Annotated in this window: 18 protein-coding genes; 10 read left to right on the plus strand and 8 right to left on the minus strand. The window is 63.2% G+C overall.

Going from position 1 to position 14938, the window contains the following annotated elements:
* Nucleotides 1-63: 63 nt before the first annotated feature.
* The 7 genes from M622_RS32955 to M622_RS32980 all read left to right on the plus strand — a co-directional run bounded on the left by M622_RS32955 (nt 64) and on the right by M622_RS32980 (nt 5250).
* On the plus strand, nt 64-447 hold the full coding sequence (locus M622_RS32955) for a VOC family protein (protein ID WP_031347091.1): 384 nt from the start codon (nt 64-66) through the stop codon (nt 445-447).
* 222 nt (nt 448-669) lie between these two features.
* The gene (locus tag M622_RS32960) at nt 670-2271 is read left to right on the plus strand and encodes a cbb3-type cytochrome c oxidase subunit I (RefSeq protein ID WP_021249940.1); all 1602 of its coding nucleotides are present in this window, start codon (nt 670-672) and stop codon (nt 2269-2271) included.
* A 1-nt stretch (nt 2272) separates the two neighbouring features.
* A complete protein-coding gene (locus M622_RS32965) occupies nt 2273-2863 on the plus strand; it encodes a cbb3-type cytochrome c oxidase subunit II (RefSeq protein ID WP_021249941.1) in 591 nt (196 codons plus the stop codon).
* Between the two features lie 16 nt (nt 2864-2879).
* Nucleotides 2880-3476 (plus strand): c-type cytochrome, encoded by a 597-nt coding sequence (locus M622_RS32970; RefSeq protein ID WP_021249942.1) that lies wholly within the window; start codon nt 2880-2882, stop codon nt 3474-3476.
* Nucleotides 3477-3491: 15 nt separating this feature from the next.
* Nucleotides 3492-3929 (plus strand): group III truncated hemoglobin, encoded by a 438-nt coding sequence (locus M622_RS0120390; RefSeq protein ID WP_040830984.1) that lies wholly within the window; start codon nt 3492-3494, stop codon nt 3927-3929.
* Between the two features lie 68 nt (nt 3930-3997).
* Nucleotides 3998-4600, plus strand: coding sequence for an SCO family protein (locus M622_RS32975; protein WP_157282049.1), 603 nt, complete (start codon nt 3998-4000; stop codon nt 4598-4600).
* Nucleotides 4597-5250, plus strand: a complete 654-nt coding sequence (locus M622_RS32980; RefSeq protein WP_021249945.1) for a hypothetical protein — start codon at nt 4597-4599, stop codon at nt 5248-5250. Before M622_RS32975 ends, M622_RS32980 begins: the two co-directional genes overlap by 4 nt.
* Here the strand turns inward: M622_RS32980 and M622_RS32985 are convergent.
* The 4 genes from M622_RS32985 to M622_RS33000 all read right to left on the minus strand — a co-directional run bounded on the left by M622_RS32985 (nt 5187) and on the right by M622_RS33000 (nt 9111).
* Nucleotides 5187-5765, minus strand: a complete 579-nt coding sequence (locus M622_RS32985) for an RrF2 family transcriptional regulator (protein ID WP_281168226.1) — start codon at nt 5763-5765, stop codon at nt 5187-5189. The genes M622_RS32980 and M622_RS32985 overlap by 64 nt on opposite strands.
* Nucleotides 5755-7323: a DHA2 family efflux MFS transporter permease subunit gene (locus tag M622_RS32990; protein ID WP_021249947.1), complete on the minus strand. Its 1569-nt coding sequence runs from the start codon at nt 7321-7323 to the stop codon at nt 5755-5757. The genes M622_RS32985 and M622_RS32990 overlap by 11 nt, the downstream gene beginning before the upstream one ends.
* A gap of 72 nt (nt 7324-7395) precedes the next feature.
* Complete coding sequence (locus M622_RS32995; RefSeq protein ID WP_021249948.1) at nt 7396-8658, minus strand: HlyD family secretion protein; 1263 nt, start codon at nt 8656-8658, stop codon at nt 7396-7398.
* A gap of 12 nt (nt 8659-8670) precedes the next feature.
* Nucleotides 8671-9111: a nuclear transport factor 2 family protein gene (locus M622_RS33000; protein ID WP_021249949.1), complete on the minus strand. Its 441-nt coding sequence runs from the start codon at nt 9109-9111 to the stop codon at nt 8671-8673.
* Nucleotides 9112-9313: 202 nt separating this feature from the next.
* On the opposite strand from M622_RS33000, the gene M622_RS33005 reads away from it, so the two are divergent.
* Nucleotides 9314-9790 carry a hypothetical protein gene (locus M622_RS33005; protein ID WP_021249950.1) on the plus strand — a complete coding sequence of 159 codons (477 nt, stop codon included), beginning with the start codon at nt 9314-9316 and terminating at the stop codon, nt 9788-9790.
* Nucleotides 9791-9805: 15 nt separating this feature from the next.
* Here M622_RS33005 and arfB read toward each other — a convergent pair whose 3' ends face one another.
* From arfB to M622_RS33020, 3 genes are all read right to left on the minus strand, one after another.
* Complete coding sequence (gene arfB / locus M622_RS33010; RefSeq protein ID WP_021249951.1) at nt 9806-10213, minus strand: alternative ribosome rescue aminoacyl-tRNA hydrolase ArfB; 408 nt, start codon at nt 10211-10213, stop codon at nt 9806-9808.
* Nucleotides 10214-10231: 18 nt separating this feature from the next.
* Nucleotides 10232-11086, minus strand: a complete 855-nt coding sequence (locus tag M622_RS33015) for a PA4780 family RIO1-like protein kinase (protein ID WP_021249952.1) — start codon at nt 11084-11086, stop codon at nt 10232-10234.
* A 320-nt stretch (nt 11087-11406) separates the two neighbouring features.
* Nucleotides 11407-11991 (minus strand): NADPH-dependent FMN reductase, encoded by a 585-nt coding sequence (locus M622_RS33020; RefSeq protein ID WP_031347104.1) that lies wholly within the window; start codon nt 11989-11991, stop codon nt 11407-11409.
* Nucleotides 11992-12082: 91 nt separating this feature from the next.
* On the opposite strand from M622_RS33020, the gene curA reads away from it, so the two are divergent.
* On the plus strand, nt 12083-13228 hold the full coding sequence (gene curA, locus M622_RS33025) for an NADPH-dependent curcumin/dihydrocurcumin reductase (protein WP_281168227.1): 1146 nt from the start codon (nt 12083-12085) through the stop codon (nt 13226-13228).
* Between the two features lie 153 nt (nt 13229-13381).
* Nucleotides 13382-14182 carry a 4-hydroxy-2-oxoheptanedioate aldolase gene (gene hpaI / locus M622_RS33030; RefSeq protein ID WP_031347105.1) on the plus strand — a complete coding sequence of 267 codons (801 nt, stop codon included), beginning with the start codon at nt 13382-13384 and terminating at the stop codon, nt 14180-14182.
* 152 nt (nt 14183-14334) lie between these two features.
* On the opposite strand, the gene M622_RS33035 is transcribed toward hpaI, so the two are convergent.
* Nucleotides 14335-14938: IS1634 family transposase (locus tag M622_RS33035; RefSeq protein WP_021249956.1), on the minus strand; the 604-nt coding region annotated here is incomplete at its 5' end.

Genomic DNA, 14938 nt, shown 5'->3' on the forward strand with positions numbered 1-14938 from the left:
ACGGGGCTGCAGGACGATCAGGCCTGTCGCTCAAGACCTGAACTTTTCATGGAGCAGGAAAAGATGCTTGGATACGCAACGGTGGGCGCACGCGACCTCGAGGCCGCGAAACAGTTTTACGATCAGATCCTCGGTCTGGTCGGGATGAAAACCATGTTCGAACACCCCTCTGGAGGCCGCCTCTACAACTCGCCGGATGGCCGGATGTTCGGCGTGCTCGCGCCCGCCGATGGCCGTGAAGCGACTGTGGGCAACGGCAGCATGATCGGTTTCTTGCTCGGCTCGCGTGCGGCCGTGCGCGAGCTCCATGCCAAGGCACTCGAACTGGGCGGTCGCTGCGAAGGCGCGCCAGGCCCGCGCGGGCCGGAAGAGACGCAGGCCTATTTCGCCTACTTCCGCGACCTGGACGGAAACAAGCTGTGCGCCTACTGCTTCGGGCCTGAGTAAACCAACACCTCGATCTGAACGCAGCACCCGCGAAGTCTGGTCGCCCCTCTATAGCGGGCACTTGAGGCGAACCAGACTTCGCCCACGCATCGCAAATAGTCTTGCGCCCATGCTTTCAAAGATGTACTTTTAATACATCTTTGAATCGCCTGAGCGAACGATGTCGCGCAAGATCAGCACCTCGCCCCGCTCAGGAAACATGCGTGCTGGGCGAAACCTCTCATGAACACCCTCTCGATCCTGATGTCGGCCTTTGTGCTGTCGCTCGTCGGCCTTGGCTTCTTCATCTGGTCACAGCGCAGCCGCTTGCTCAGTCACGACGGCGATGGCAGCGCGGTGATCTTCGCCACCGGCGAGATTGGCCACGCTGAGACCACGGCGCTGCAGCCCGCTTCAGGGACCGACGCCGACGGCATCGACAGCCAGGAATTGCTCGACCGCGTCGCCGCAGACGCCTCCACCGCCCCGGTGGTGTTCTTCTTCTATTGCTGCGCCTTCGTCTGGCTGCTCGTGGCCTCCGCGGCCGGGCTCACCGCCTCGATCAAGCTCCATGCGCCCGACTGGCTGGTGTCGGAAGCCTGGCTCAGCTTTGGCCGCATCCGCACCATTCACCTCAACGCCGTGGCCTACGGCTGGGCACCAATGGCCGGCCTCGGCACAGCGCTGTTCATCATTCCGCGTCTGCTCAAGACCGAGCTCGTCGGCGGCCGCTACGCGCTGCTAGGTGGGGCGTTGTGGAACGCGGCCCTGGTCGCCGGGCTCGGGAGCCTTGCCTATGGCGTCAGTGACGGCCTGGAATGGCTCGAGATCCCGTGGCAGATCGACATCCTTTTCGTCGCCGGCGGAGCCCTGGTGGGCTTGCCGCTGATCCTCACCCTGCTCCGGCGCAAGGTCGCGCATCTCTATGTTTCGGTCTGGTACATGGGTTGTGCGCTGTTCTGGTTCCCGGTGCTGTTCCTTGTCGCCAACTTTCCAGGCATCCATCGTGGCGTCGAAGCTGCGACGATGAACTGGTGGTTCGGCCACAACGTGCTCGGACTGTTCTACACCCCGCTGGCGCTGGCTTCGATCTATTACTTTCTGCCCAAGTTGATCGGCCGGCCGATCCAGTCCTACAACCTTTCCTTGATCGGTTTCTGGGGGCTCGCCTTCTTCTATGGTCAGGTCGGCGGCCATCACCTCATCGGCGGACCGGTGCCGAGTTGGCTGGTCACCCTGTCGATCGTGCAGAGCATGATGATGATCCTGCCCGTCGTCGCCTTCACGGTGAACCAGCACCTGACGCTCAAGGGCCACCTTTCCGCGCTGCGCCACTCCCCCACCCTGCAGTTCATCTGCCTCGGCGGACTGATGTACACCGCCAGTTCAGTGCAAGGCTCGTTCGAAGCCCTGCGCAGCGTCAACGTCATCACCCACTTCACCCACTACACCGTCGCCCACGCTCATCTTGGTCTTTATGGCTTCGTCACCCTGACATTCTTCGGCGCAATCTATTTCGTCGTGCCGCGCATCACCGGCCGCGACTGGCCCTGGCCACGGCTCATCAGCGTGCACTTCTGGCTGGCCGCGATCGGCATCGCGATCTACTTCATCTCGCTGACCATTGGCGGCTGGCTGCAGGGCAGCGCGATGCTCGACGAGAGCCGCGGATTCATGGAGTCGGTGCAGCTCACCCTGCCCTATCTCAAGGCACGCAGCATTGGCGGCGGTCTGATGGCGCTCAGCCATGTCGTCTTCGCCGCCCATTTTGTGCGACTACTGATCGGTGTGCGCCAAGTGGCACAGCCGAACTCCACCTACCTTGCCGCACCGGGGGCGCTCTGACATGCACAGCGAAGCACGCCTGATCCTCGGCGGACTGACCACGCTCGCCGTCGCCACTGCCGTACTTGTCGTCATTCCCTACCTGACCGTGCGCGACACCCCGCCGGTGGCGGGACTCAAGCCCTACACCTCAACCGAGCTGCGCGGCCGCACTCAATACATTCAGCATGGGTGCATGTATTGCCACTCACAACAGCCGCGCCCCAAGGCCTTTGCACCCGACGCGCAGCGTGCCTGGGGCCGGGCCACGGTGGCGGGTGATTACGCCTACGACGATCCGCCCTTGCTCGGCACCATGCGCACCGGCCCGGACCTGATGAACATCGGTGTTCGCCAGCCCAGCGATCAATGGCATCTGGGGCATCTTTACCAGCCGCGGGCCTACGCACCGGGCAGCATCATGCCCGCCTATCCCTTCCTGTTCGAAGTTCGCGACCAGGCCGAAGCGGGCGAGACGGTGGTCGTGTTGCCACCCGACTTCGCCCCCGAGGGCAAGGTGGTGGTCGCCCGCCCGGAGGCGCTCGACCTGGTGAGTTATCTGAAATCACTCAAGCGCAACTACCCAGCGGTGGATGCGGCGAGCGTGAAATGAGCGGGACGGCACGCCAATGAGCAAACGCGAAATTCTGCCGCAGCAGCGGCGCGAAAACCCCGACCCGGAAGAACGCCGCACCCCCATCCCCTGGCTGGTGCTGGCACTGGCTGCGGTGCTCGCCGCCTTTGGCGTCGATTACATATCGCACTCCGATGTTAATACACCGCCGGCCTGGGGCGACGGCCGCAGCCTCGCCGAGCTGGTGGGCGACAAACCAGCCGCCGCCGGGGCCAGGATCGATGGCGGCGCCATCTTCACCTCGATGTGTGCCGCCTGCCACCAGGCCACTGGCCAGGGTTTGCCAGGCGTTTTTCCGCCCCTGGCGGGCTCGGAATGGGTGGTCGGCAAACCCGACACGGCCATTGCAATCCTCCTGCACGGCATCAACGGTGCGATCGAGGTCAAGGGCAAGGTCTACCAGGGCGCGATGCCGGCCTTTGGCGCCACGCTGGGTGATGGCGAAATTGCCGCCGTGCTCACCCACATCCGCAGCCAGTGGGGCAACGCCGCCGCCGCAATCAGCGCCGAAACGGTGGCCGCCACCCGCGCCCGCCTTGCACAGCGCAGCGAACCCTACGCCGGCGGCGAGGAACTCGCCAAGCTACCCTGAACACCTGAGCACGCCATGACCACTTCCACTACGCCCGCCACTTCAAATCCATTGAGCCGGGACAGCCTGCGCGCCCTGGTACACGCCTTCTACGCCGACGTGCGCCGCGACGCCGCGCTGGCGCCGGTGTTCGATGCCGCGATCGGCGCGCACTGGGAGACTCACCTTGAACGCATGGTGGAGTTCTGGTGCACGATGATGCTCGACACACGCAGCTTTTCCGGCAGCGTATTTGGCACGCACATGCAGCTCAAGGGGGTCGAACCGGTGCACTTTGAGCGTTGGATGAGCTTGTGGTATCGCCACACCGCTGCCGGCTTCGAGGCGACGGACCGCAAGCAGCTGCGCGAAAAAGCAGAGATGATAGGGCGCAGCCTGTTTCTCGGCTTTTTCAGCACTCCGGCAAAATTCATTGCAGACGACGACGGTCGTGTCGTCGTAGAGCGGTGTTAGCCCCGAGCCCACGCAGCGCAGGTTCAGCGGGGCGCCCCGGCGCCCTGGCTGCCACCTTGCTCGCGGCCTTGAGTCTGCTGATCGCTTTCATCGCGCTCGCCAGCTACATCACCCGTGGCTTCGAACACTGGACCTTCGAGGCGCTACGCCGCGACGACGCCGCCGCCGCACGCCTGGTCGCCCGCCCGATCATGCTGGCAGGCCCGCAGGGGCATGCGCCCACGCCCTGGCCAGGCAAGGCGGGCGAGGTCTATCTGGTCGACTTCATCTACACGCGCTGTCCGACCGTGTGCAGCGCACTCGGCGCCGAATACACCCGCATGCAGCGCACGCTGCGCGCACGCTTTGGCGCCAACAGCCCGGTGCGCCTGGTATCGATCGCCTTCGACCGCGCCCACGACACGCCCGCCGCATTGCAAGGCTATGCCACCACCCATCAGCAGGAAGCAGACCTGTGGCAGATCGGCACGCCAGTCAATGCCGCAGCCCAGAACGAATTGCTGCAGTCGCTAGGGGTGGTCGCGGTGCCGGACGGAATGGGGGGTTTCGTGCATAACGGCGCCATTCACCTCATCGACGCCAGCGGCACGGTGAGAGGCATTTACGCTCTCGATCAATGGCCGCAGGCACTTGAGCGCGCGCTGATCCTTGCCGGCGCCAGGCGCACATGAAAACCTGGACCCACAACTGGCGGAGCTGGCACAGATGGCTGCTGCCCGCCCTGCCGCTGGCCCTGCTGGTAGCGCCCCTACGTCATGTGCTCGAAGGCAGCATGGCGCTGCACATGCTGGTCGAGCTGCCCCTGCTCCTGGCCAGCGGCTGGGCCGCCGGCGCCGTGCTCGCACGCCACCACCTGCCGGCCGAGCTGCCGCGCATCATCGACGCCAACGGTGTGCTCGGGCTTGCCTTCGCGAGTTGCGTCGGCGCGCTGTGGATGATTCCGTCCATGCTCGACCTGAGCCTTCTCGATGCCGGCGTGCAGTGGGCAAAATACAGCGTCTGGTGGCTGGCCGGCGTCCTCTTGCGCTCGAGCTGGCGCCGCACCGAACCCGAGATTGCCGCCTTCTTCCTCGGCAACATGGCCTGGATGCTGGCCACTGCCGGCCTGCTGTATCAGGACGAAGAACAGCGCCTGTGCGTGAGCTATCTGCTCGATGAGCAAACCGTCACCGGACAAGGCCTGATCGTGCTGGCGCTTGTGGTCGGCGGCCTTGCGCTGGCCCGCCTTGTCGCTGCCTCACGGCGCGCAGCAGACAATCACCCCGCAGAACGGCTGGTGCGCGACGCTGAAGCGGGCACTAGAGGGATGATGCGCCGCTGAGAGTCATCAATGCCCAGCAGCGACGCCGCCACGCTGGGCGCGGCCACCGCATCGCGCAGCGTCATGCGGTCGAGCTCGAACATGAAGGCGTCGAGCGCACGGCGCAGGCCACGGGTCAGGTTGCAAGCCGGCGAGATCGTGCAGCAATTCTCCTTGCCCGCCTCGAAACACTCGACCAGCGAAAAATCGCCTTCGGCAAGCCGCACCACCATGCCGATCGATATCGCCGCCGGATCGCGCGCCAGGCGCACGCCACCGCTGCGCCCGCGCACGGTTTCGAGCAGGCCGGCCGCACCCATCTGGTGCACGATCTTCATCAGGTGGTTGCGTGAGATGTCATACGCAGCGGCAATTTCCTCGATCGTCGTGAGCGCACCACTCTCGTGGCGCAAGCTCAGGTACATCAGGACGCGCAGCGTGTAGTCGGTATAGACCGTGAGTTTCATGGTGCGCGCAAGCCAGGGGAAGAGTCCGGTCCGAGCATAGTCGGCGTGGGCATGCAGATCAATGGGCACCCCCCGCACCACCGGGGGCGCCTGCAGCCTGAGCATCTCCCCGCCTGGCCAGCCAGACCAGCCCGGCGAGCAAGAGGAACAGCGCTGCCGAGGCGGCGAAAATATCATTGGCGCTGAGCATGAATGCCTGCTGCTCGATCAGATGGTTGATGTGAGAAAGACTCTGATCACGCGTCATCCCAAGCTTGTCGAGTGTGCTCAAGGCCTGCGTCGTCGCAATGCTGGCATCGGTAATCGCCTCGGTCAGATGGGCATGGTGCTCCGCGGCACGGTCCTCCCACAGCGTGGTGATGATCGAGGTGCCAAAAGCCCCTGCGGTGATACGGGCGAAATTCGACAGCCCGGAAGCCGAAGGAATGCTCTCCGGACGCAGGCCGGAAAGCGTGATGGCGACCAGGGGCACGAAGAAAAAGGCCATCGCGATCCCTTGCACGAAGGTGGGAATCAACAAGGTTTCGAGATCGGCGCTGGTATTGAAACCCGCGCGCATCCACAGCACGATCGCAAAGGTCACGAAGGCAATCGTCGCGTACAGGCGAAGATCAACCTTATGCATGGAATTACCCACGTAGGGCGAGAGCACGATGGCGAGCACACCGACCGGGGCCATGATGATGCCTGCCCAGGTCGCGGTGTAGCCCATGTACTGCTGCAGCCACAGCGGCAGCAACACGATGTTGCCGAACATCACGCCGTAACCGAGCGCCAGCACCAGGGTTCCGACCCAGAAGTTACGCCGGGCAAACAGGCGCAGGTCGACCACCGGATGCTCTTCGTTGAGCTCCCAGATCACGAAGAAGGCGAAGCCGATCAGGGCCACCAGGCCCAGCACGATGATCTGGGTCGACGCGAACCAGTCGAGCTCCTTGCCCTTGTCGAGCATGATCTGCAGCGCCCCGACCCAAATCACCAACGACGCCAGGCCGACGGTGTCGATGGGAAGCTTGCGTATGGGCGTTTCGCGATCGCGGTAGAGATTCCAGGTGACCAGCGCGGCAAACAGCCCGATCGGAATGTTGATGTAAAAAATCCACGGCCAGCTGATGTTGTCGGTAATCCAGCCACCGAGCAGCGGCCCCGTTACCGGCGCAACCAGGGTCGTCATCGACCACATGGCCAGCGCCACACCGGACTTTTCCGGCGGATAGGTTTGCAGCAGCAAGGCTTGTGAAAGCGGAATCATCGGCCCGGCCACCAGGCCCTGAATGACACGAAAGAAGATCAACATGCCGATGTTCGGCGCCAGACCGCACAGCAGTGAAGCCAGCACGAACAGCACGATGCTCGATGTAAACAGCCGCACCATGCCGAAGCGCTGGGTCAGCCAGCCCGTCAGCGGCACGGCGATGGCGTTGGAAACGGCGAAGCTGGTGATCACCCAGGTGCCCTGACTGGGGCTGACGCCCAGATCGCCGGAAATCGCCGGAATCGAGACATTGGCGATCGAGGAGTCGAGCACATTCATGAAGGTGGCGAGCGAAAGCACCACCGTGCCGAGCACCAGTTGAGCCCCTTGCAGGGGCGGCGGCGGCGTATAGGTGGCTTGGGCTTCAGCCATGGCGATCACTCAGCACTGAAAGCTGGCGCCATACAGGCGTGCGCCCTGAACGCCTCCCGCTGAAACGCCGCGTCATTCGAGCCGCCTGATGCTGACCGCATGGCCCAGATTTGCCGACACGATGGCATTGATGCGCTCAAAGGCCGCCTGATCGAGATCATCGAAGACATCGGTGCGGGCAACAGGCGTGCTGTGCGGCGTGTTGTGCGCCGCCTTGCTCACCGCCGTGCCGGACTGGTCGCGAATGTCGACCGCGACCTTCATCGACAGCCCGATGCGCAAGGGACGCTCGGCGATCTCCTGCGCATCCAGCACAATGCGCACCGGCACGCGCTGCACGATCTTGATCCAGTTGCCGGTCGCATTCTGCGCAGGCAGCAAGGCGAACGCAGCCCCTGTCCCTGCACTCAATCCAGCGACCGTGCCCTTGAACTCGACGCCACTGCCGTAGGCGTCGGCCGTCAGCAGCGCAGGCTGGCCGATGCGCAGCTCGGCAAGCTGTGACTCCTTGAAGTTCGCATCGACCCACAGCTGATCGAGCGGCACGATGGCCATCAAGGGCGTGCCACTGGCAACACGCTGGCCGAGCTGGGCGCTGCGCTGGGCAACCGTGCCCGCGACCGGCGCGCTGATGCCCAGGCGCTGGCTGGCCAGCCAGGCTTCACGGTATCGCGCCGCCGCCACCAATACACGCGGGTGGGTTTCGGGCGTGCTGCCCTGCGTCAGGCTCTGGTTCCTGCTCAGCTGCGCGCGCGCCTCTTCGAGGCTGGCGCTGGCGGCAAGTTGCGCCGAACGGGCACGGGCAACGGCGGTCTGCAGATGCTGTACCTGCTCACCGGAAACCGCGCCCCCTGCAAGCAGGGGTTTGCGACGCTTCAGGTCGGCGCTCAGACGCGCCAGCTCAGCTTCAGTCTGGGCCAGTTCGGCCTCACGGCTTTCGACCGTCGCTGCCAGTGCCCGGTTGTTGGCAAAAACCGCACGCACCTCGCGCGCCGCATCCGCCAGTTGCGCCTCAGCCTGATCCAGCGCAATGCGCGCATCGGCGGGGTCAAGCCGGACCAGCAGCTGTCCCTGCTCGACCTGCTCCGTGTCATTGGCCTCGATCGCGACGATCGTGCCCGCAATCTGTGGGGTGATCTGCACCACATTGCCGTGAACATAGGCGTTGTCCGTGCTCACCCGGAAGCGGGCAACAAGCATCCAGTACGCGCCATAGGCAAGCCCGGCCAGCACGCAGACGATGGCGAGCACGATCAGCTGACGCCTGCGCCTGGCCTCCGCTACCGGGGCAACCGGGGTGGGCGCGTCGCCCTGGAGCATGTTGTCCTGGCTCATGGTGCTGGTTCGTCAAAAGCCGGGGGTTACCATCTGTGGCCACCCCAGTTGCCGTCTGCCTGAAGCTTCGTCGTAAATTTTCTCCAGATGCTTGAGCTTTCCTTCCGCATCCATGTTCATGACGAAGACAAATGGAACACTTGCCTGTTTATGAGTGCTCGGTACCGGCCCGCCTTCGCCCGTATGTTTGGCGCACGACGTGCCATAGAGAAACACCACATTGTTGTCCGGGTCATAGGCGGATGCATGCAGCTCGCATGAGCCCAGAAATGTCACCTTGAAGGCGGCAGCAATCTGCTCGCAATAATCCTGCACCGTATTCAAGCCCTCGTAGCTCGCCGCCGGGCTGTGGAAGGTCGCGCCTTCGGCAACATACTCCCGGCAGCCAGCCCAACCCAGCAGTTGAAACTCGCACGCCTGAAGGAATTTTTTTGCGTTTCCCAAAGCTTCCATTTCTATTTCTCCTCAATCAAAATGGATCCTGATCAGCCACAGCCATCCGGATTATGTGCCATATCGTTACACGCGCAGGGAGCAGCGACCACCCGCAAGCGCTGGCGATGACCCGCAACTGCAGCTTCATGCCTGCCGTTCAGCTCCGATTCAGGATGCCCGTCCCACACTCCAGACTTTTTCCGATTGCGGAGTTTTCTCGATGGCACCCCACCTCACACTTGCATCGCTGTTGCTGGTCTTCGCCGCAGGCATGACCGCTCAGGTGCACGCTGCAGACCAACAAGCTTCGACCCTTTCGCGTGAGGCCTGTGCGCTGGTCCGGCACGATATCGACGCCGTGAGCGCACGCATCCGTGAGGCCATGGCGGAGCACGCGAAAGTACCGATGCGGGCCGCCGACTATGAGACGCTGGCTGCGGCACTGGATTCGCACTTCGAAGCCTTGCATACGAACCGGCCCACTGCGGGCACGCAGCGAGTGCAAGCAAGTGTGCTGCTGAGCGACATGCGTGATTCGGTTGCGCTGATGCGCAGGGCCGCACGCCTCGATGCAAGACAGCTCGCTGTGCTCAGGATCGAACAGGATCACCGTCTGTACGAATTGCTGCTCAAGACCCTCGACTGCGCCGAAACACCGCCGACACCAAACACCGCCGACACCGCTATCAGCCGGTGATTGAGTTGCGCGGCATCAATCACCGCACACCTTCGCGCGCACCGCCTTCACCGACGCCCGCCGAGCCTTGCCTTCCAGCCTGCGCTTGACCGAGCCGCGCGTCGGCCGCGTGGCACGCCGTGCCTTGGGCTCCACCGCCACCCGGTCGATGAGCTCTTCCAGCCGCCGAATTGCATCGGCGCGGTTCTTCTCCAGGCTACGGAAACTTTGCGCCTTGATGATCACCACGCCATCCTTGCTGATGCGGTGATCGTCAAGCTGACGCAGTCGCATGCGCACCGCCTCGGGCAGGCTGGAAGCTGCGATGTCGAAGCGCAGATGCACTGCGCTCGACACCTTGTTGACGTTCTGCCCCCCCGAACCCTGGGCGCGAATGGCACTGAATTCGATCTCGTCGGGCGAGATGGTGAAGTGGGGACGCATGGATGATCGCCTCGCAGCTCAGGGGTTGCCCGCCTCCGCCCTGCCCGCCTGGCGCGCTGCCTCTTCCCTGAGCGCATCCTCGATCACCTGCATCACCTCGCCGACATCTGCGGGCGCGACCTCTTCGGCAAAGACACCGGTGAGCTCCGTCTCCGGCTGCAGCTTGCCCGATTCGTACAGCGACCAGATCTCCTTGCCGTAAGCGGTATCGCGCAGCGCGGGCACGAACTGGCCGAAGTAATCCGCCAGATTATTGACGTCGCGCTCGAGCATGGCGCGCGCGTTGCTGTTGGCGGCGGCATCGACCGCCTGCGGCAGATCAATGATCACCGGCCCATTGCGATCGACCAGCACGTTGTATTCGGACAAGTCGCCATGGACGATGCCTGCACACAGCATGCGCACCACCTGACGCAGCAGATCGGCATGGAAGCGTCGCGCATCGTCCTCCTCCAGCACGACGTCGTTGAGGCGCGGCGCCGGCTCACCGTCTTCATCGGTGACCAGTTCCATCAGCAGCACGCCTTCATGAAAATCGTACGGTGTCGGCACGCGCACCCCGGCCGCTGCAAGCCGCCGCAGCGCGTCGACCTCGGCATGCTGCCACGCCGCCTCCTGCTCTTGCCGGCCATAACGCGAGCCCTTGGCCATCGCGCGCGCCTGGCGACTGTTCTTGATCTTGCGCCCCTCGGTGTAGTCCACCGCCTTGTGGAAACCGCGCTTGTTGGCTTCCTTGTACACCTTGGCGCAACGAACCTCCTCACCACACTGCACGACATAGACCATGGCTTCCTTGCCACTCATGAGCTGGCGGTGGACATGGTCAACCAGGCCGTCAATGACCAGGGGTTCGATTCTGCTTGGGGTCTTCATGTATCAGATGTACTCAAATAGGTGATGCAGTGGGTGACGACGGTTCGCACCGTGGCCCTCACCCACTGCATCAGGATAAAGTGCTTCAGTTCGCTTTCTTGCGCAGGGTGCATGCTGCAAGGCAATGAACTTTGAGCCAAGCCCGGACGCGTGGTTCAACCTTCGAACACCAATCAGCCGCCTGCCGGACGCTCTGCCCGATCCTGTTGCAGGATCAGGGACGCCGGATGGGCATCTTCAGGGGATGCGCAAGCAAAGGCCGGCCATGCTACACCGGCACACGAAGTCACAGCGGGCCTGAGGGCTTGGCGCTCTCGTGCTCACGGACCCTCACGGCCCTTGTCACGCATGGCCTTGAGACCATCCGTCCAGTAACGCAACTCGTCGAGCAAGGTGAGCGCAGACTTGTCGATCAAGGCGTTGGACTGGAACTGGCCGGCTTCATCGATCAGGCTGGCCACCATAGGCACCATCACCCCTTCCATCATCGGCATCAGCTTCAAGGTGGTGACCTGCAGCTTGGCAGCCTGCACGGCGCGCAAGCCTCCCGAGACGCCGCCATAGCTGACGAAGCCGCAGGGCTTGTAGTTCCACTCGCGGTACACGTAGTCCAGCGCGTTGACCAAGGAAGGCGGCGGGCAGTAATTGTATTCGGGCGTCACGAAGATATAGGCATCGGCGGCAGCCACGCTCGCCGCCCACTTTTTGGTGTGTTCGTGCGTGTATTTCTGCTGAGCTGGATGGAGCGGTTCGTCATACAGCGGCAGCTTGAAATCGGCCAGGTCCACCAGCTCGACATCGAACTTGCCGTGTTGTGCGGCGTAATCATGAAACCAGCGCGCCACAGAGGGCCCGACACGTCCGGGCCGGGTGGAGCAGATCACGACATGCAGTTTCGGTAGCATCAGCACTCTCCCTGAGTAAACCAAGCTTTTTGCGAGCAGCGAGCGCGGTCTTGAGCACACGCTGCATGGAGCCCTCGATGGTGCCCCAGATGTGACGGGCAAGGGGCGAACCCACGCCTGCCCCTCAGGACATTACACCCTAAATGAGCTACCGTATTCTTCAGCACCTGCCCTACCGCCGCCCCGCACAGGAAAAATCCCCATGACCGAAAATACCCTGATGAATCATCAGATTGTTCTCAACTCACGCCCGAATGGCGCACCGACGCCGGACAACTTCCGCGCACAGAGCACTCCGGTGCCGATGCCCGCCTCGGGCCAGGTCTTGCTGCGCACCCTCTATCTTTCGCTCGATCCCTATATGCGCGGCCGGATGAGCGACGCCGCTTCTTATGCAGCCGCAGTCGGCATTGGCGAGGTGATGGTCGGCGCGGTGGTCGCCCGTGTCGAGGCCTCGCAACATCCCGGGTATCGAGTGGGCGATCTCGTACTGGCCAACACCGGCTGGCAGAAATTCGCGCTTTCCGACACCAACGACTTGATCAGGCTCGATGCCGACCTGGCTCAGCCATCGCTCGCCCTGGGCGTGCTCGGCATGCCCGGCTTTACGGCCTATATGGGGCTGCTCGACATCGGCCAGCCCAAAGCGGGCGACACCGTCGTGGTCGCTGCCGCCAGTGGTGCGGTAGGTTCGGTCGTCGGTCAAATCGCCAAAATCAAAGGCTGCCGTGTCGTTGGCCTTGCTGGCGGCGCAGAAAAATGCGCTTACGTGGTCAATGAACTGGGTTTCGACGCCTGCATCGACCATCGCAGCCCTGATTTCGCGCAAGCGCTGGCCACAGCCTGTGCGAAAGGGATAGATGTCTATTTCGAGAGTGTGGGCGGCGCCGTTTTCGACGCCGTGCTGCCTCTGCTCAATACGGGTGCGCGCATTCCCGTGTGCGGTCTCATCGCGCATTACAACGACACTGCATTGCCCCCCGGCCCGGATCGCCTGAGCCTGTTGACACGCACCCTGCTCATCAAGCGCATCAAGATGCAAGGCTTCATCATCTTTGACGACTATGGCCATCGCTACGATGAGTTCTTTACGCAGATGAGCAAATGGGTGGCCGACGGTCGGATCAAGTTCAAGGAAGACATCGTCGATGGCCTGGAAAATGCCCCACAAGCCTTCATTGGCCTGCTCGAAGGCAGGAATTTCGGCAAGTTGATCGTGAGGGTGACAAAGGACTGAACCCACATTCCCCAGCAGATTCACAGATCACCCCCATTTACGGACGCGCTGCTCAATTGATGCTCTGGGCGCGCACACGCAAAGCACGCACTTGCTGGCGCACCCACTATTTCGCTCGAGCGCTCCAAGCTGTGACGCCCTGGGAGAGAACAAATGCGAATGACGGAAAACAAGTTCAAGGCCGCCCTGCGCAGCGGCCAGATTCAGTACGGCCTGTGGCTCGGGCTTGCCGACACCTACAGCGCGGAGATCTGCGCCGGCGCGGGCTTCGACTGGCTGTTGATCGACGCCGAGCATGGGCCGAACGAATTGCGCAGCATCCTGGCGCAGCAGCAATCCATCGCCGCGTATGCCTCACAGCCGGTCGTGCGCCCGCCGCAGGGTGACGCGGTGCTGATCAAGCAATTGCTGGAAACCGGCATCCAGACCGTGCTGGTGCCGATGGTCGATAGCGCGGCACAGGCCAAAGAGTTGGTGCGCGCAATGCGCTACCCGCCGCAAGGCATGCGCGGAGTGGGCAGCGTGCTGGCACGCGCGTCACGCTGGGGGCGTATCGAAGACTACCTGGAGCGCGCCAATGACGAAGTCTGTCTGCTGGTGCAGGTCGAGACCACCACGGGTCTGGAAAACCTCAGCGAGATCATCGCGGTCGACGGTGTGGATGGCGTGTTTTTCGGCGCCGTTGATCTGGCCGCATCGATGGGCTATCTCGGTGCGTCCGAGCACCCCGAAGTGGTCGCAGCCATCGAAGCCGGACTGCGCGAAGTGGCCGCCAGCGGCAAGGGCGGCGGCGTGCTGTCAGCCAACGAAACCATGGTGCGTCGCTACCTGGCTGCGGGCGCGAACTTCGTCGCCGTCGGCGTCGATGCCTTGTTGCTGGCAAACGCGACCAGCGAATTGCTCGCTCGCTATCGCCCTGGCGAAGGGGCTGAACGAGAACCTGCGCGATATTGAGGGGCGGGTCGAATCCGGCCCCTGTTGCCCATGGCCTTGGTGCCATCGGCCCAGTGGCGCAGTTTTTCCGGCGGCTCGACTGTGAACTCCCGAGTTCGACAGTTACGCGCGCAAGCCCTTGTTTTTGCTAGACCACACTTTCAAAAATGCCACTACAACAGCGCCAACTGCTCCGGCGCCGCTGGTTTTTCTATTCCTAAGGCATGAAGCACCTCGTTCTGTTCCGTGCTGATCGTCGACACGCCCGTCACCGGTTCGCCACCGTTCAGGCGCACGCGGTGATGCTGGATGCGCTGCAGTTGCTCAAGCGCGCGCTCGGGTGTGTAGCCCGCATCGGCGGCCTTGAGGCGGCTGCGCATTACCCGGTGCAGGATCAGCGCCATGAAGCAGATCGACGCATGCGCGCGAATCCGCTCGGGCAGGCGGTGATACACCGGGCCGATCTCGATCTCGGACTTGAGTACCTTGAAGCCGCGCTCGATGTCGGCAAGCGACTTGTAGCGCTGAATCACGTTCGGCGCCGACAAGCCCTCGGCGTTGGTCACCAGCAGCAGCTTGCCGTCCATCATCTGGGCGAGGCGCCGGGCCTTCTCGTCGATGTGGTAGCTGAAGAGCTCTTCACTCAGATCCACCTTCAGGATGCGCGACAGATGCGCTTCGCTGACCGCGTGGTAGAAGCGCGCCTTGGCGCCGCTGTCCGAGAGCTTGCGGCCCCGGTGCTTGACGCCTTCGTCTTGCTCGGTGAGCTTGCCGGTC

Origin of the sequence: Thauera terpenica 58Eu (assembly GCF_000443165.1) — a bacterium.
Taxonomy (GTDB): Bacteria; Pseudomonadota; Gammaproteobacteria; order Burkholderiales; family Rhodocyclaceae; genus Thauera; species Thauera terpenica.

Excerpts from the sequence above, each read along its gene's own strand:
- M622_RS32955 (WP_031347091.1), top strand. The coding sequence starts at position 64 with ATGCTTGGATACGCAACGGTGGGCGCACGCGACCTCGAGGCCGCGAAA.
- M622_RS32960 (WP_021249940.1), top strand. The coding sequence starts at position 670 with ATGAACACCCTCTCGATCCTGATGTCGGCCTTTGTGCTGTCGCTCGTC.
- M622_RS32965 (WP_021249941.1), top strand. The coding sequence starts at position 2,273 with ATGCACAGCGAAGCACGCCTGATCCTCGGCGGACTGACCACGCTCGCC.
- M622_RS32970 (WP_021249942.1), top strand. The coding sequence starts at position 2,880 with ATGAGCAAACGCGAAATTCTGCCGCAGCAGCGGCGCGAAAACCCCGAC.
- M622_RS0120390 (WP_040830984.1), top strand. The coding sequence starts at position 3,492 with ATGACCACTTCCACTACGCCCGCCACTTCAAATCCATTGAGCCGGGAC.
- M622_RS32980 (WP_021249945.1), top strand. The coding sequence starts at position 4,597 with ATGAAAACCTGGACCCACAACTGGCGGAGCTGGCACAGATGGCTGCTG.
- M622_RS32990 (WP_021249947.1), bottom strand. The coding sequence starts at position 7,323 with ATGGCTGAAGCCCAAGCCACCTATACGCCGCCGCCGCCCCTGCAAGGG.
- M622_RS32995 (WP_021249948.1), bottom strand. The coding sequence starts at position 8,658 with ATGAGCCAGGACAACATGCTCCAGGGCGACGCGCCCACCCCGGTTGCC.
- M622_RS33000 (WP_021249949.1), bottom strand. The coding sequence starts at position 9,111 with ATGGAAGCTTTGGGAAACGCAAAAAAATTCCTTCAGGCGTGCGAGTTT.
- M622_RS33005 (WP_021249950.1), top strand. The coding sequence starts at position 9,314 with ATGGCACCCCACCTCACACTTGCATCGCTGTTGCTGGTCTTCGCCGCA.
- arfB (WP_021249951.1), bottom strand. The coding sequence starts at position 10,213 with ATGCGTCCCCACTTCACCATCTCGCCCGACGAGATCGAATTCAGTGCC.
- M622_RS33015 (WP_021249952.1), bottom strand. The coding sequence starts at position 11,086 with ATGAAGACCCCAAGCAGAATCGAACCCCTGGTCATTGACGGCCTGGTT.
- M622_RS33020 (WP_031347104.1), bottom strand. The coding sequence starts at position 11,991 with ATGCTACCGAAACTGCATGTCGTGATCTGCTCCACCCGGCCCGGACGT.
- hpaI (WP_031347105.1), top strand. The coding sequence starts at position 13,382 with ATGCGAATGACGGAAAACAAGTTCAAGGCCGCCCTGCGCAGCGGCCAG.